The sequence below is a fragment of the Streptomyces caniscabiei genome, from assembly GCF_014930365.1.
GTDB classification, from domain to species: domain Bacteria; phylum Actinomycetota; class Actinomycetes; order Streptomycetales; family Streptomycetaceae; genus Streptomyces; species Streptomyces caniscabiei.
This window is the reverse complement of record NZ_JABXWI010000006.1, coordinates 13,330-29,168: the sequence shown is the minus strand read 5'-3', so window position 1 is coordinate 29,168 and position 15,839 is coordinate 13,330. Positions and strand designations below refer to the sequence as shown.

The window sequence follows — 15,839 nt, the reverse complement described above, 5'->3', positions numbered from 1 at the left end:
CGGCCTCAGTCGATGACGGTGTAACCCGCCTCGCGCAGGGCGAGGTTGACCTCGGCGCAGTGCTTCGGGCCCCTCGTCTCCAGGTGCAGTTCGACCTCCACCTCCGTGAGCCCGAGCCGGGGGTCGGTCCGTACGTGGCTCACGTCCAGGACATTAGCGTCGACCCCTGACAACACCCCCAGAAGTGTCGCGAGGGCGCCGGGCCGGTCGGTGAGCCGCAGCCGTACCTGCAGGTAGCGGCCACCGGCGGCCATGCCGTGCCGCAGGATGCGCTGCATCAGCAGCGGGTCGACGTTGCCGCCGGAGAGCACCGCGACGACCGGACCCTCGAAGGACCCCGGCTCGCGCAGCAGGGCCGCGACGGGGCTGGCGCCGGCCGGTTCCACGACCAGCTTGGCCCGCTCCAGGCAGAGCAGCAGGGCGCTGGAGAGGTCGTACTCCGAGACCGTGCGGACCTCGTCCACCAGTTCGGCGACGATCCCGAACGGCACGTCGCCGGGCCGTCCGACCTTGATGCCGTCGGCCATCGTCGCCGGGTTCGCGACCGCCACGGGCAGCCCGGCCGCCAGCGACGGCGGATACGCGGCGGCGCCCTCCGCCTGGACGCCGACGACCCGCACATCGGGCCGCAGCGCCTTCACCGCGACCGCGATACCGGCCGCGAGTCCTCCGCCGCCGACCCCGACGACGATCGTGCGCACCTCCGGGCACTGCTCCAGGATCTCCAGGCCGACCGTGCCCTGACCCGCGATGACGTCGGGGTGGTCGAACGGGTGGATGAACACCGCGCCCGTCTCGGCCGCGTACTCCTGGGCCGCGGCCAGCGTCTCGTCGACCACGGTGCCGTGCAGCCGCACCGCGGCGCCGTACTCCTCGGTCGCGCTGATCTTCGGCAGCGGGGCGCCCTTCGGCATGAAGACCGTGGAGCGCACCCCGAGCAAGGAGGAGGCGAGGGCGACGCCCTGGGCGTGGTTGCCGGCGCTCGCGGCGACGACACCGGCGGCGCGCTCCTCGGGCAGCAGGCCGGCGATCCGGACGTACGCGCCGCGCAGTTTGAACGAGCCCGTCCGCTGGAGGTTCTCGCACTTGAGGTGCACCGGCGCGCCGACGAGCTGCGACAGATGCCTGCTGCCCTCCATCGCGGTGACACGTGCGACGCCGGTAAGCATCTTCTGGGCGCCTCGCACGTCGTCGAGCGTCACCACCGGAAAGGAGTCAGCCGTGCTGTAGCTCATGACCACCAGTCTCGCAGTTCACAGCGGTGGAACGCGGGTGTGACCAAGGCGCGGGACGGGTTTCAGCGGCGCCGGTACACCCCGCGCCCGGTCCGCGTACTCTGTCCCCCAACCCAGCGCCCCACGCATGAATTGAGCCTTTGGCCATGCCCACAACACCTGAAATGTCGATGGACATGACGACCGTCGGTGACACCGGTCTTCTCGACACGCTGCAGCACGAGGTCGCGGTGTTCGCGCGCCGTGCCGAACAGACCCGGCTCGGCGGCGTCGGGCAGGTGCGCAACTCCATGGACCGTGCCGCGTACCTGCTGCTGAACCGCCTCGACAACGAAGGCCCGATGGGCGTCAAGGCGCTCGCGGCGAGCATGGGGATCGACTCCTCGACGGTCACCCGTCAGGTGGCGCCGCTCGTGGACACCGGTCTCGTCAAGCGCACCTCGCACCCGGAGGACGGCCGGGCGGTGGTGCTCCAGCTGTCGCCGCGTGGGCTCGCCCGCCTTGAGGAGGTACGTTCCTCCAGGCGTCAGCTGATGGCCGAACTCACCCAGGACTGGCAGCCCGAGGAGCGCGAGGCGTTCTGCTCGCTCCTCACCCGTTTCAACACGGCGCTCTCCACCCGTATGGCGGCGGCGCCGGAGGCACCGTCGCCCTCCTGACCCTTGACCGCGCCCCCGCTCCTGGCCTCATATGAGATCGGGGCCCTGTTCCCCTCAGGGCCGGCCTCAGGCGGGAGGCGCGGTGCGAGATCGGCAAGTGGTCCAAGGCGCCCGCCGGGCACGGGAGTTCGAGGCGTTCGTCGCGGGTGCGGCGGGGCGGCTGCTGCAGACGGCCACCCTGCTCACGGCGGAGGCGCCGGGCGACAACCCGCGCGCGCGGCGGCTGCTGACGCACGCCCTCGCGCACACGTACGCCACCTGGGACCGGCTGCGCGGCGAGGACCCCTACGACCGGACCCGTCAGCAGCTGGCCGTCCGTTTCGCGCGCGCGGCCTGGCACCACCACGCTCTCTTCCGCCACGCGCGCGTGGGCGCCCTGCGCGTGCTCAGCCCGCAGGAGCGGCTGATCCTGGTCCTGCGGCTCTACGAGGGGGTCGCCGAGGAGCAGACGGCGGCGCTGCTCGGGCTGCCCGTCGAGCGGGTGCGGACGATCTGTCTGCGCGCGATGGCGACCGTCCTGCATCCCCCGCGTGAGGCCGCCGCCAAGAAGGTGGTGGAGGTGGCGCCGTCATGAGTCTGCGGGAGCGTGAGACGGCCGTGCGGCGGATCCTGGAGCGCACGCCGGTCCAGGTGCCGCCGGATCTGTGCGCGGCGGCGATGCTGCGCGGCGGGCGCATGCTGCGGCGCCGGACGGTGGCCCGCCGCGTACTGTGGCTGGTGCTGACGGCCGCCGTGGTCGCGTTCTTCGTGTGGGCGCTGACGACGCGTCCCTGGGTGGAGCCGCCGTCGACGACGACCCCACCGGTGACGGACTGGTGAACGCCCCTCGCCGGGGACCGGCCCCGGGCGGGGGTGCCTAGCCGAGGGCCTGCTGGAGGTCGGCGAGGAGGTCGTCGACGTTCTCGATGCCCACGGAGAGGCGGACGAGGTCGGCCGGCACCTCCAGGGCCGAGCCGGCCACCGAGGCGTGCGTCATGCGTCCGGGGTGCTCGATCAGGGACTCGACGCCGCCCAGGGACTCGCCGAGGGTGAACACCTTGGCGCGGTTGCAGACCTCCAGGGCCGCTTCCTCACCGCCGGTGACCCGGAACGACACCATGCCGCCGAACGCCTTCATCTGCTTGGCGGCGACCTCGTGGCCGGGGTGCTCGGGCAGGCCGGGGTAGTAGACGCCGGCCACGCGCGGGTGCCGGGTCAGCATGTCGGCGACCTTGGTGGCGTTCTCGCTGTGCCGGTCCATGCGGACGGCGAGCGTCTTGGTGCCGCGCAGCACCAGCCAGGAGTCGAAGGGACCGGCGACCGCGCCCATCGCGTTCTGGTGGTACGCCAGTTCCTCGCCCAGCTCCTGGTCGTCGACGATCAGGGCGCCGCCGACGACGTCGGAGTGGCCGCCCATGTACTTGGTCAGCGAGTGCACGACGACGTCCGCGCCGAGGGCGAGCGGCTGCTGGAGGTAGGGGGTGGCGAAGGTGTTGTCGACGACCAGCTTCGCGCCGGCCTCGCGGGCGACCTGGGCGACGGCCGGGATGTCGGTGATCCCGAGCAGCGGGTTGGAGGGGGTCTCCACCCAGACGACCTTGGTCTTGGGGGTGATGGCGGCGCGGACGGCCGCGGGGTCGGAGGTGTCGGCGACCGACCAGTCCACGCCCCACCGGGAGACGACCTTCGCGAAGAGACGGAACGTGCCGCCGTACGCGTCGTTGGGGATGACCACGTGGTCGCCGGGGCTGAGCAGTGTGCGCAGCAGGCAGTCCTCGGCGGCCAGCCCGGAGGCGAAGGCGAGGCCGCGACGGCCGCCCTCCAGGGCGGCGAGGTTCTCCTCCAGCGCGGTGCGGGTGGGGTTGGCGCTGCGGCTGTACTCGTAGCCGCCGCGCAGACCCCCTACGCCGTCCTGCTTGAAGGTCGAGACCTGGTAGATCGGCGGGACGACGGCGCCGGTGAGGGGATCCGCGGTGTTGCCCGCGTGGATCGCGAGGGTCTCGAAGTGTTGGCTGGTGTGGGTGTCGCTCATGGGTATCGAGCCTAAGCGGTGCGCCGGGTGTTGGGTGCCCAACGGCCCGGGGGGCCTGTGAACGGTCGATGACAGATGCCCGTGGCCGGTCCTGGCCACGTGGCCGGTCCTGGCCGTGCGGCGGGTCCTGGCCGTGTGGCGGGGCGCGCGTCGGACACGGTCCGCGCCCCTGGCCGTGGCGCGGACCCAGGGGTTGTCCACAGGTCAGCCTCGGGAGTTGTCCACAGGCCCGCGACCGGGTTGGGCAATTGTCGGTGGCGTCTGGAACCCTTGTGGCATGGAGATTCTCTGGGTCCTGATGGCGATGCTCATGGTCGGGTTCGTGGTGTGGCCGATCGTGGCGCGGCGGCGGGCCGGCATTCAGCAGGTCGAGGCGGGGCATCCGGACGCGGCCGACCCCGCGGACTACGGGTTCATGCGCCAGGAGCTGCTGGACGTGCGGATGCCGGGGCCGGACCAGGATCTGCTGGACGTGCTGGACGTGGTGCAGCGCTCCCAGGACTACCGCGCGGCGAAGCAGCTGCTGGCCGGTACGGAGGCGGTCGGCGAGGTCAGATGGCAGCGGGTGCAGGCGTTCGCGGGCGCGGCGGCGCTGGAGCTGGCGCAGCGGCCCGGCGGGGTGGGCGAGACGCCGGGCGGGCAGTGGCTGCGGGTGTGGCGCGCGGAGGCACCGAAGGACGCGGGCGGCGCGGCGGTGCACGCGGAGTTCCTGGTGCAGCAGGCGTGGCGGACGTCGACGCCGGGCACGGACGACTTCCGGATCATCATGGAGGAGGCCAGGTCGGCGTGTGCCGACGCGGCGCTGCTGGCCCCCGGTGACCCCATCCCGTACCTCATCGAGCTGTCCGTGGCGCGGGGGCTCGCGTACCCCCGTGCGGAGTTCGAGCAGCTCTGGCTGAAGATCTTGGACCGGGCGCCGGAGCACATGGGCGCCCATCTAGCGGCCCTGCACTACTGGTGCGAGAAGTGGCACGGTTCGCGGGAGCTGGCGTACTCCTTCGCGGAGGCGGCCGCCGCCCGGGCGCCGCAGGGCTCGCTCCTGGCAGCCATGCCGCTCTTCGCGGTCTTCGAGCACCTGCCCGAGGTGAACCTGGTGCAGGGCTTCTACGAGAGCGAGGTCGTGACCAAGGCGATCCACGGCGCCCTGTTCGCGGCGCACGCCGCGCGCCCCGACGATCCGATGCTGGCCCATGTCCGCCATCTGCTGATCTTCTTCCTGGTCCGCTCCGAGCGCTGGTCCGAGGCGATGAACCAGCTCGTCCACGTCGACGGCCATGTGGGCGCCCTGCCCTGGACCCTCACCTCCGACCCGGCCGCGGACTACGCGATATACCGGGCGCTGGCGGTGGCGGGATACGAGGCGAACGGCGGCAGCCCGGCGACGCTTCCGCACTGACCTCGTGAATCGCCGAGCCCTCCTCGTGAGACGTCGAGCCCTCCAGTAAGCCCTTGCGACTCCGCACATCCGTGCGAAATACTCCGCCCCTCACACCTTTGGTCATGGACACGTCCTAGACCGACCGTTTTCACCGTATACATGATCGTTCGCGATCTTTCCGTGGGGGGAAACCTGCCCAATGGGCGCGACCCTGCGCGCACTGCGCGCCCTCGTGCTGCTCGCCGGCTTCTATCTGCTCGGCGTGATCCTGCTCGCGGCGCTCGCCGGCGCCGACTACCTGCTCCATCTGCACGCTCCGTCCGGCGTCGCCGCCAAGCTGTACGTGGTCTCCGTACTGCTCGCGATCCCGCTGGTCCGCGGTCTGTTCATGCTGCGGACGCCCAAGGGAGAGGAACCGCCCGGCCTGCCGGTGACCGAGGCCGACGAGCCCGAACTGTGGCGTACCGTACGGGAGTTGGCCGACCAGGTCGGCACCCGGGCGCCCTCCCGGATCGTCCTGACGGCCGACGTCAACGCCGCGGTCGCCGAGGACGCCCGGCTGCTCGGCCTGCTCCCCGGCCCGCGCCGCCTCTACCTCGGTGTCCCCCTGCTCCAGGGCCTGACCGAGGCGCAGCTGCGCGCGGTCCTCGCCCATGAGCTGGGCCACTACTCGAACGCCGACACCCGCCTCGCCGCCCTCACCGTGCGCGGCCGGTCCCAGGTGCTGCGCACCGTCCGGCACTTCGAGGACCGGGCCGACAGGACCGCCGGACGCGAGCGGGCCCGGCAGGAGAAGAAGAACGCCAAGGCCGCGGCCAAGGGGAAGAAGACCAGGGAGATCGACACCGGGCACGCGGGCATCACGTATCGCGCGATGGCGAAGATCTACATCGGCTACGCCAAGCTGTACATGCGCGCCACCCTCGCCGGTTCACGCCGCCAGGAGTACGCCGCCGACCTCGCGTCCGCCCGCATCGCCGGCCGGGACGCCACCGCGTCGGCGCTGCGCGAGATCCCGGCGCTGGACGCGGCGTTCGGCTTCTACATGAACAGCTACGCCACGCTCGGCGCCGAGGCCCGGCTGATGCCGCCGCGCGGCGAGTTCTTCGGCGGATACGGGCGCATGCTCTCCGCCCGCCAGCTCGAACTGGTCGGCCTGCGCACCGACCTGCCGACCGAGCCGGCCTCGCCGTACGACTCGCACCCGCCCATCGCGGACCGGGTCGAGCGGATCGAGGCGCTGCCCGCCGACGGCCGCACCGACGAGGCCAGGGGCGCGGCGCTGGGCCTGCTCGTCGACCCCGACCGGACCCTCGCGGCGCTGGAGGACGCGGTCCTCACCGAGGACGTGCTGCGCTTCCGGCGCACCGGCGACTGGCAGGAACTGCTCGACGGGTCGATGGTCGCGAACTTCGCCTCCCTCGACACCCCACTGCACCGGGCGCTCGCCATGTACACCAAGGAGCACCCGACACTGGCCGCGCTGCTCAAGGTGATCGACGACGGTCAGCTGTGGCAGCTGGCGCGGCGGCTGCCCCTGTCCGACCAGGCGGCCGAGGCGAAGGGCCGGGCCTTCCGTGAGTTCGTGCGGCCCGCGCTGGCCGACGCGCTGCAGGGCATGGTGCTGGCCGAGCTGAGCGTGCACTCCCGGTTGAGCTGGGAGTTCTCCTGGTCGGAACCGGCCGCGGCCCGGCTGGCGCCCGCGCCGGACGGCACCGAGACCGACCTCGGCGCCGCGATCGAGGCGGCCGTCGCCGACCACCCCGACACGCGCCCGCTGCGCATGCTGCTGCCCAGCCCCCAAGGCCCCGCCGCCAGAGAAACGGACGCCCCGCGATGACCGTACTGCTGTGGATACTGGCCGTCCTGGCGGTGCCGACCCTGCTCTTCGGGCTCTGGATCGCCGGGGTGTTCCTCAAGGAGTTCTTCCGCCCCAGCGGCGACGTCGACCCGGATGCCGCCGAATCGATGGGGCTGCTGCCCGCGGAGCGGCAGAACACCGAGTACGCGGGTGCTCTGCCCGCCGGCTGGGACGCGACGCTCGCGGCCGTGCGCGGCGGTGACTGGAAGGCGGGCGCCAAGCTGCTGCAGGACATCGGCCGCGACTGGGACCGGCGCTCCCGCGCGACGGCCCTGCTCGCCGACATCGCCGCCGAGGACGACGAGTGGCTGCTCGCCTGGGAGGCCGACCGCCCCGACGACCCGGACGCGGCCGTGGTCCGCGCCCGCAGCACGGTGTTCCTCGCCGGGAACCTGCGGGGCGCGAAGAAGGCCAAGTACACGACCCAGGAGCAGTTCGCCGGGTTCCACCGGATGCTGGAGCGCGCCCGGGAGGAGATCGCGCGGGCCGCGCTGCTGAACCCCGACGACCCCACGCCGTACGTCACGGAGATCACGGTCGCCCTCGGGCTCGGCTATCCGCACGCGGAGATGGACAGGCTCTGGGCGGAGATCATCGCCCGCGCGCCGCACCACTACGAGGCCCACTTCTCGGCGTTGCAGTACTGGTGCGCGAAGTGGCGGGGCTCGGAGAAGCTGGCGACGGAGTTCGCCGAGCGCGCCGCGGCGAACGCGCCGCTGGGCGGCCTGCTGACCGTCCTGCCGCTGATCGCGCACTTCGAGCACGACACGTCGGACGACGCGGAGGCGGACCGCACCCCGACGATGATCGGCCGGGTGGACGCCGGTCTCGCGGACGCCGCCGCGGCCGACCCGACCCACCCCCGCCTCCCGGAACTCCGGCACCTGCTCGCGTACTACCTCGCCCTCCAGGACCGCGACGACGCCGCCCTCGAACAGTTCAAGCTGGTCGACGGGTACGTCAACGCGCTGCCGTGGCGCTATCAGGGCGACGGCGCGGCGATGGCCGAGTACTACTGCCGTATCCGCAACGCCTCGGCGCAGGTGGTGGCGGCGTCCTCGGCCGACTGAGCGGGCGGGCCCACGGGCCCAGGTGTGCGGGCGGTACCCGGAACGTCTCCGGGTACCGCCCGCTCGTTCACAGCCGGCTCCGGAGCCCCGCCTTCCGTCGGGCCGTCGGGCCGCCGGGCCGTCTCACGGTCAGCCCTCGTGCGGGCTGGGTCTCGCGGTCAGCCCTCGCGGGGGCGGGCTCTCGCGGTCAGCCCTCCGTGCGGGCGGGCAGCCGCCACCCCGGGCGCGGGAAGTGGCAGGTGTAGCCGTCCGGGTAGCGCTGCAGGTAGTCCTGGTGCTCGGGCTCGGCCTCCCAGAAGGGCCCGACCGGCTCCACCTCGGTGACGACCCTGCCCGGCCACAGGCCGGAGGCGTCCACGTCCGCGATCGTGTCCTCGGCGATCCGCTTCTGCTCGTCGTCCACGTAGTAGATCGCCGAGCGGTAGCTGAGGCCGATGTCATTGCCCTGGCGGTTCCTGGTGCTCGGGTCGTGGATCTGGAAGAAGAACTCCAGGAGCGCTCGGAAGTCGGTCCTCTCGGGGTCGAACAGGATCTCGATGGCCTCCGCGTGCGTGCCGTGGTTCCGGTACGTGGCGTTCGGCACGTCGCCCCCGGTGTATCCGACCCGGGTCGCCGTCACCCCCGGGAGCCGGCGGATCAGATCCTGCATTCCCCAGAAACATCCGCCCGCCAGCACGGCCCTCTGCGTCTGCGCGGTCATCGCGACCCTCCCATGCGTGTCAGCTCGGTGACCCGGTGTACTCGTCTCGCACCCCGCCGCCAGTCCGATGCCCACCGTCCTCAACGCGCGAGGGCTCCGGGCGATTCCGCGCCGGTCCTGTCGTGCGGCACGGCGAGAGGCGCGCGGCCGCTCAGGGGCCGTGTCCGCCGCCCTTCGGCTCGAATTCCGCCAGCATTCGTTCCAGGGCCGCCTGGTCCGGGCCCGTGAAGGACGGGGCGTCGGGGGCCGTGGCGACGGTGTCCAGGAGGGACCCGGTGATGCCCGCCGCCGGGGGCAGGTGGGTGGAGAGGACCAGGTCGGGCTTGCGGTCCTTCAGCGGCTGCATGGTCGCCAGGTACTTGTCCATGTCGACCGTCCTGACCCAGGGGCTGTCCACCGTGGCCCACAGCAGCTGGGCGGTCCGCAGATCGTCGACGGCGACGTCCCGGACGTCGCCGGCCTGGGCGAGGTCGGCCGTGGCGAGCGGCGCGCCGAAGCAGTCGGAGCTGAAGCAGACACCGGAGAGGTCGTCGAAGAAGCCGACGGTGGCGGGGTTGTCGAACAGCGGCGGGCGGAAACCGGTGAGGGTGCGGTCGCCGATGTCCATCGTCTCGCCGGGGTTCAGGAGGTAGCAGCGGTCAAGCGGCAGCGGGCGTTCGCAGGAGAGGATCCCCGCGCCGACGAAGGTCGTCACGACCCGGGCGCCGGGCGCCGCCGCGAGCAGGTCGAAGAGGCCGCCGGTGTGGTCGCGGTCGGGGTGGGTGAGCCAGATCCAGCACACGTCCTTCGGATCCAGCACCGAACTGACCACTTCGACGAAGTTCCGGTCGGGCAGACCCAGGCCGGTGTCGACCACGACCGGCTGGTCGGACAGCAGGACGAACGCGTTGACCGGGATGTGCCCGATCCCAGGCACCTCCAGGCTGTCGGCGAGAACTTGGATGTCCGGGCGCAGTCTGTGGACCGTGCCCGGACGGGTCTTCTGCAGGGGCATGTCGCTCACACCTCGTCGGCCCCCCGGGTGGTGATCGCGTCGCGCCGCCTGTCTCTCCCCCGCCCCTTCATCGTCCGGCCGCACCACGCAAGGGGCAAGCGGCACGGGGCGCAGCCCCCGTGCCGCTTGAGGGGCGCGGGGAACTGCGCGACCAGCCCCCACTCACCCGCAGCCGGACACGACGCGACCGCCCCGTCCGACCCGACGCGCTCAGATCGTCGACGTGTCGATCACGAACCGGTAGCGCACATCGCTGGCCAGCACCCGCTCGTACGCCTCGTTGATCTGGTCCGCGCGGATCAGCTCGATCTCGGCGCCGAGGCCGTGCTCGGCGCAGAAGTCCAGCATCTCCTGGGTCTCCGGGATACCGCCGATGCCGGAGCCCGCGAGGGTCTTGCGGCCGGCGATGACGGAGAAGAGGTTGAGGGCGACGGGCTCCTCGGGGGCGCCGACGTTGACGAAGGCGCCGTCGGTCTTCAGCAGGGAGAGGTAGGCGTCCAGGTTCAGGGGCGCCGAGACCGTCGACACGATCAGGTCGAAGGTGCCCGCCAGCTCCTTGAACGTCGCCTCGTCGCTGGTCGCGTAGTAGTGGTCGGCGCCCAGCTTCAGGCCGTCCTCGCGCTTCTTGAGGGACTGCGAGAGCACGGTCACCTCGGCGCCGAGCGCGTGCGCGAGCTTGACCCCCATGTGACCGAGGCCGCCGAGACCGACGACGGCGACCTTCTTGCCGGGGCCGGCGTTCCAGTGCTTGAGCGGGGAGTACGTGGTGATGCCGGCGCACAGCAGGGGCGCGGCCTCGTCGAGGGCGATGCCGTCGGGGATGCGCAGGGTGAAGGCCTCGTCGACGACGATCTTCTCCGCGTAGCCGCCGTAGGTGGGCTCGCCGTCCTTGCCGACGGCGTTGTACGTGCCGACGTTGCCCTTGAGGCAGTACTGCTCCAGGCCCGCCCGGCAGTTCTCGCACTCACGGCAAGAGTCGACCATGCAGCCGACGCCGACCTTGTCGCCGACGGCGAACTTGGTGACGCCGGAGCCGACGGCCTCGACGACACCGGCGATCTCGTGGCCGGGGACCATCGGGAAGATCGCCTCGCCCCAGCCCTCGCGGGCCTGGTGGATGTCCGAGTGGCAGATACCGGCGTACTTGATGTCGATCAGTACGTCGAACTCACCGACCTCGCGGCGCTCGATCGTGGTGCGCTCCAGCGGAGCCTTGGCGGCGGGCGCCGCGTAGGCGGCAACAGTGGTGGTCATGCCGGAATTCTCCTGATCATCGTCCCGCATCCGGCCTGCCTTCCGGCCGGCTGCGAGGACCAGCCTGCCCGAGATCCCGCGCATCACCCAGGTCACGGCTTTGCGTACGTCTGCCGGTCCTACCACTGGCGGGGTCAGGCTCACCGGCCCGTGTGGTCGTACGACCATGAATACTTGCCGTATGGACGAACAGCCCGAAGCCCCGCGGGACCCCCAGGCCGGACAGGCCGCCGGGGCGCTGGACCGGCGCGCCGAGCTCAGCGAGTTCCTGCGCACCCGGCGGGCCCGGCTGCAACCGGAGGACGTGGGCCTGCCGGCCTTCGGACGGCACCGCCGGGTCCCCGGGCTGCGCCGGGAGGAGCTGGCACAGCTCGCCGGGGTGTCGGTGGCGTACTACACGCGGCTGGAGCAGGGCAACGGGCGCAATGTGTCGGCGGAGGTGCTCGACGCCATCGCGCGCGCCCTCCGGCTGAACGACGCGGAGCACGCCCATCTCACGCATCTCGCGAAGCCGAAGGCACACAAGAAGAAGCGGTCGGTCAGGCCGCAGCAGGTGCGGGGCGCCCTGCGGCAGCTGATCGACACCCTCGACGGCATTCCCGCGTACGTCACGGGCCGGCGCTCGGACATCCTGGTGTGGAACCGGATGGCGGCGGCAGTGTTCGGCGACTGGTCGGCGCTGCCGGCGCAGGACCGGAACTGGGCGCGGATGGTGTTCCTGCGGCCCGACTACCGCGATCTGTACGTCGACTGGGACCAGAAGGCGGCCGACATCGTCAGCTATCTGCGGATGGACGCGGGCTGTCATCCGGACGATCCGCTGCTGTCTGCGCTGGTGGGCGAGCTGTCGGTGAAGAGCGAGGAGTTCCGGCGGCTGTGGGCGACGCACGACGTGAAGGAGAAGAGCCACGGGGTGAAGCGCATGCACCACCCCCTGGTCGGTGAACTCACCCTCTCCTTCGAGACGTTCCACCTCCCCGACGACCACGAGCAGAGCCTGATCACCTACCACGCCGAACCGGGCTCCCCCTCCGCCGACGCCCTGCGTCTCCTGGCCAGCTGGGGCACGGACGCGACGCGCGCGTCGACGGCGACACCGTAACCACCCGGCCACGGCGCCGCCGCCCTGCCTATGACGGGCGCGTCCGTCACCTGCCGAAGTACGCGTCGTGGATCGTCACCGTCGACCTGTTCCCCTTCTTGTCGGTCACCACGGCTCGCAGGGAGACGCTCCTGCCCGCGGCCGGGGTCTTCTGGGTGAACCTGCTGTTCTTCAGGGCCACCTTCGTCCACTTCTTCCCGTCACCGGACACGTACACGGTCAGCGACTTGAGGTTGGCGCCCCTGGCCGCGCCCTGCACGCTGACGCGGACGGTGCCCTCGGTGCCGGCCGGGGCGGTGCTGTCGAGCCCCAGGAAGGGGGCGCCGAACCGGACGGTGGAGACCGGGAGTTTCCTGTCGCTCGCGGTCTTCTGCGACCTGAAGGTCCAGCTCGCGTCGATCCGGGAGGAGGCCCTGGCCAGGTCGGCGGAGCGGGAGATGGACGTCGTCAGACGGTAGGTCGCGGGGCCCGCCGGCACCTTGAACTGCCCGGACCCGTCCAGCGCGTCCTCGCCGGAGGCCAGCTTCCTCCCGTCTCGGTGAAGGACCGTGGTGACCTTCTCGTAGAAGGAGGCCCCGGCGTGTCCGCGCCCGTCGGCGAACATCGGCAGCAGCCCGTACAGCGTGTTCCCGTCGCGGCGGATGCCGTGGAACCCGGCGATCCTGGGGCCGACGACGCCGACGTTGAAGGTCTGTTCGTAGGTTCGGCCCGCCTTGAAGGTGTGGCTGTCGCCGGTCGTGTAGTAGGCGTCCAGGAGCGGGAAGCCCTGTTCGTCCTCGGCGCCGTACTGCTCGAAGTCCAGGCTCCACTTCACCCCGCGCACGGCGGACAGGTGCAGCGTGCGGGTGCCGGGCAGCGGCTGCGGGACGCCGACGGCGGGTGAGCCGAAGCTGCCGGGGAGCCAGGCCCAGGGGATGACGGCGCCCGTCTTCCCGGCGGCGGAGGAGCCCAGGCCGGTCCGCACGGTGGACAGTTCGCCCTTCTTCCAGCGCTTGGTGAAGCCCGTGGCGAGCTTCGCGACCTCGCCCCCGGTGGCGACCGCCCACTGTTCGGTGTCGCCCTCGGTCCACTGGCCCACCCAGTTCTGGCTGAGCCTGTCGCCGGTGACCGGCGGACCGAGGTGTGCGGTGCGGAAGCCCTCATAGGTGTCGAGCAGCCACCCGAAGGTGTACCCGCCGCCGCCGACCCGCAGGGTGAACTCCGGTGCCGCGAAGGCCGGTTCGGCGCCCGTGTCGGGCACGGTGATGTTCACTGGTTCCGTCTTGCGCGCGTCCAGCACCAGGGAGGTGTTCCGGTCGACGGTGAGCTTCGGCCGGGACAGCCAGGCCACCCCCTTGCCGTAGTCCTTCGGGTCCACGACGATCCCGGCGTTGAAGATGTACGTCCCCTCCGGCACCCGCAGCTCGACCGTGCCGTCCTTGTCGTACGGCGTGAACCAGGTGTCCTGGGCGAGTCCCGCGACGCCGGTCAGATCGAGCATGTGGTGCGCGGCGGGCCCGCCGTCCCGGCCGATCATCTTCAGGGTGACGTCGTACGACTCCTCCTCGCGTTGCACGGCGACCGCCGTGCGTACGCCCTGGCCACCGCCCTGGGCGACGACGTACGCCGAGTACGCCCCGTCTACGCGGCCGCCGAACCTGGTGTCGACGGTGACCTTCACGGAGGCCCTGCCGCGCGCCGGGACGGTGACCTTCTTCGCGCCGAGCCTGAAGAAGCCGGCCGGGGCGGGCTTGCCGTTCGGGGCGGTGCCGGTCACCGAGAGCGTGAGGGTGACGGCCTTGCCGCCGAGGTTCTCGTAGGTGAGCTTCCTGGTCACCGGCTTGTCGTCGGTGTGCGGCCACTCCTGGACACCGAAGTCGACCGATACCGGGTCGGCGACGACTCGCTGCTTGATCGCCCGGTCGACGCGGATACGGCCCGAGCCCTGCTCGAACGGCGTGTACGGGCCGCCCTTGGCGGACGCGACGAGGACGGCCTTGAGTTCGGCGTACGTCCAGTCCGGGTGCTGTTGCTTGAGCAGGGCGGCGGCGCCCGCGACGTGCGGGGTGGCCATCGACGTGCCCGAGATGGTCAGGTACCCCTCGGGTTTCTGGCCGACCTCCTCCTCGATGACGCTGCCCGGGGCCGCGGCGGCGGTGACGGCGACACCGGGCGCGGTCACGTCGGGCTTGATCCGGCCGTCCGCGGTGGGACCGCGGCTGGAGAACGGGGCGAGCCTGTCCTGGTCGTCGACGGCGCCGACGGTGAGGGCGGCGGCCGCGCTGCCCGGCGAGCCGACCGTCCGCGGCCCGTCGCCCTCGTTGCCGGCGGCGACCGCGAAGAGGATGCCCTTCTCGGCGGAGAGCTTGTCGATCTGCGCCTCCATCGGGTCGACCTCGGGGGTGTCACCGCCGCCCAGGCTGAGGTTGACCACGTCGGCGCCCTGCTCGGCGGCCCACTCCATGCCCGCGATGATGCCGGAGTCGTCGCCGTAGCCCTCGTCGCTGAGCACCTTGCCGTTGAGCAGCTCGGCTCCGGGCGCGACGCCCCGGTACCTGCCCTTGGACTTCGCCCCGGTACCGGCCGCGATGGAGGCGACGTGCGTGCCGTGGCCGTACTTGTCGGTGGTGTCGGGCGAGGCGGAGAAGTTCTTGGCGGCCCTGACCCGGCCCTTGAGGTCGGGGTGGGTGGTGTCGATGCCCGTGTCCAGTACGGCGATGGTGACGCCCTTGCCGTCGAAGCCGGCCTTCCAGGCCTTGGGGGCGCCGATCCGGGCGACCGAAGTGTCGAGTCTGACCGTGCGGACGCCGTCCAGCCAGAGGTTCGCCACCCCGGTGGCGGTGGTGCCGTCGGCGTCGGTGACGGCCTTCCACAGCTCGGCGGCATCGTCCCTCGGGGTGAGCACCGCGTCGGCGTTCAGGGTCTTCAGCGTGCGCCGGACCTCGGTGTCGCCGGCGTCCCGCACGTCGGCGCGGGCGCCGGCGGCGGTCCCCGAGTAGCCGACGATCAGTTTGAGGCCCTGTTGCTGGGAGGAGCGGGTCGCCGAGCGGTTCAGCACGGTGACGTCGAAGAGCCGTCTGTCGACCCTTCCGGTGGCGATGAGGCGGGCCGCGTCGGCCGGCAGCACATAGGTGTGGCCGTCGGCCCGGCGCAGCTGCACCGGCACGCCCTCCCGGCCCTTCGCCCGCTCCAGACCCAGCACCCGTCCCTCGGCGTCGACGAGCACCCGGTCGCCGGTGACGAGGGTGATGCGATGGCTCACCCCGGCTCCCGCGCCCCGGGTGTCGGGGCCGGCCAGGGTGTCGGGGCCGGCCAGGGTCGTGCCGGTGGTGTGCCCGGATATCGCGGACGCCGGGCCGGTCATGCCCGCCGTCGTCCCCAGGGCCGTTCCCGCCGTGACCACCACGGCCGACGCCAGGGCGGTCGCGGCCGTACGCGCACGCTTCACATGTCTGCGCAAGTCTCCCCCTCAAGCCCGCTGTTCCGGTTGACCCGGTTCATCCGGCCAGGGGAGCGTCCGCACACATACGCGTCAATTCCCCCGGTCTACGCAGTATGACCGGGGGTCAACTCGTGCCACACGGCTCGCGGCCGGG

13 protein-coding genes are annotated in these 15,839 nt (G+C 71.9%); 7 read left to right on the top strand and 6 right to left on the bottom strand.

Annotated features, from left to right (window positions below):
* Positions 1-5 precede the first annotated feature (5 nt).
* A complete protein-coding gene (gene ilvA / locus HW837_RS17625; RefSeq protein WP_045563187.1) occupies positions 6-1,235 on the bottom strand; it encodes a threonine ammonia-lyase in 1,230 nt (409 codons plus the stop codon).
* A gap of 164 nt (positions 1,236-1,399) precedes the next feature.
* Here ilvA and HW837_RS17620 point away from each other — a divergent pair, with 164 nt between their 5' ends.
* The 3 genes from HW837_RS17620 (at position 1,400) to HW837_RS17610 (ending at position 2,713) form a co-directional block, all read left to right on the top strand.
* On the top strand, positions 1,400-1,894 hold the full coding sequence (locus tag HW837_RS17620; protein WP_177261938.1) for a MarR family winged helix-turn-helix transcriptional regulator: 495 nt from the start codon (positions 1,400-1,402) through the stop codon (positions 1,892-1,894).
* 82 nt (positions 1,895-1,976) lie between these two features.
* Entirely contained in the window at positions 1,977-2,468 is a 492-nt protein-coding gene (locus HW837_RS17615; protein ID WP_177261939.1) for a sigma factor-like helix-turn-helix DNA-binding protein, read from the top strand.
* On the top strand, positions 2,465-2,713 hold the full coding sequence (locus tag HW837_RS17610; RefSeq protein WP_045563162.1) for a hypothetical protein: 249 nt from the start codon (positions 2,465-2,467) through the stop codon (positions 2,711-2,713). The genes HW837_RS17615 and HW837_RS17610 overlap by 4 nt, the downstream gene beginning before the upstream one ends.
* Positions 2,714-2,750: 37 nt before the next feature.
* Here HW837_RS17610 and HW837_RS17605 read toward each other — a convergent pair whose 3' ends face one another.
* Positions 2,751-3,905, bottom strand: a complete 1,155-nt coding sequence (locus HW837_RS17605; RefSeq protein WP_045563161.1) for a cystathionine gamma-synthase — start codon at positions 3,903-3,905, stop codon at positions 2,751-2,753.
* A 277-nt stretch (positions 3,906-4,182) separates the two neighbouring features.
* Between HW837_RS17605 and HW837_RS17600 the strand changes: the two genes are divergently transcribed.
* The 3 genes from HW837_RS17600 (at position 4,183) to HW837_RS17590 (ending at position 8,214) form a co-directional block, all read left to right on the top strand.
* Positions 4,183-5,301, top strand: coding sequence for a hypothetical protein (locus HW837_RS17600; RefSeq protein ID WP_045563160.1), 1,119 nt, complete (start codon positions 4,183-4,185; stop codon positions 5,299-5,301).
* 181 nt (positions 5,302-5,482) lie between these two features.
* Complete coding sequence (locus tag HW837_RS17595) at positions 5,483-7,123, top strand: M48 family metalloprotease (RefSeq protein WP_045563159.1); 1,641 nt, start codon at positions 5,483-5,485, stop codon at positions 7,121-7,123.
* Positions 7,120-8,214, top strand: coding sequence for a hypothetical protein (locus tag HW837_RS17590; RefSeq protein WP_045563158.1), 1,095 nt, complete (start codon positions 7,120-7,122; stop codon positions 8,212-8,214). Before HW837_RS17595 ends, HW837_RS17590 begins: the two co-directional genes overlap by 4 nt.
* Positions 8,215-8,401: 187 nt before the next feature.
* Here the strand turns inward: HW837_RS17590 and msrA are convergent, their stop codons facing one another.
* The 3 genes from msrA to HW837_RS17575 all read right to left on the bottom strand — a co-directional run bounded on the left by msrA (position 8,402) and on the right by HW837_RS17575 (position 11,162).
* On the bottom strand, positions 8,402-8,914 hold the full coding sequence (gene msrA / locus HW837_RS17585) for a peptide-methionine (S)-S-oxide reductase MsrA (protein ID WP_045563157.1): 513 nt from the start codon (positions 8,912-8,914) through the stop codon (positions 8,402-8,404).
* A gap of 151 nt (positions 8,915-9,065) precedes the next feature.
* Positions 9,066-9,908 carry an MBL fold metallo-hydrolase gene (locus tag HW837_RS17580; RefSeq protein ID WP_045563156.1) on the bottom strand — a complete coding sequence of 281 codons (843 nt, stop codon included), beginning with the start codon at positions 9,906-9,908 and terminating at the stop codon, positions 9,066-9,068.
* Positions 9,909-10,118: 210 nt separating this feature from the next.
* Positions 10,119-11,162, bottom strand: a complete 1,044-nt coding sequence (locus HW837_RS17575; RefSeq protein ID WP_060883507.1) for an NAD(P)-dependent alcohol dehydrogenase — start codon at positions 11,160-11,162, stop codon at positions 10,119-10,121.
* Positions 11,163-11,343: 181 nt separating this feature from the next.
* On the opposite strand from HW837_RS17575, the gene HW837_RS17570 reads away from it, so the two are divergent.
* The gene (locus tag HW837_RS17570; RefSeq protein WP_193380963.1) at positions 11,344-12,264 is read left to right on the top strand and encodes a helix-turn-helix transcriptional regulator; all 921 of its coding nucleotides are present in this window, start codon (positions 11,344-11,346) and stop codon (positions 12,262-12,264) included.
* A gap of 46 nt (positions 12,265-12,310) precedes the next feature.
* On the opposite strand, the gene HW837_RS17565 is transcribed toward HW837_RS17570, so the two are convergent.
* Positions 12,311-15,703, bottom strand: a complete 3,393-nt coding sequence (locus HW837_RS17565) for a S8 family peptidase (protein ID WP_193380964.1) — start codon at positions 15,701-15,703, stop codon at positions 12,311-12,313.
* Between the last annotated feature and the right edge of the window lie 136 nt (positions 15,704-15,839).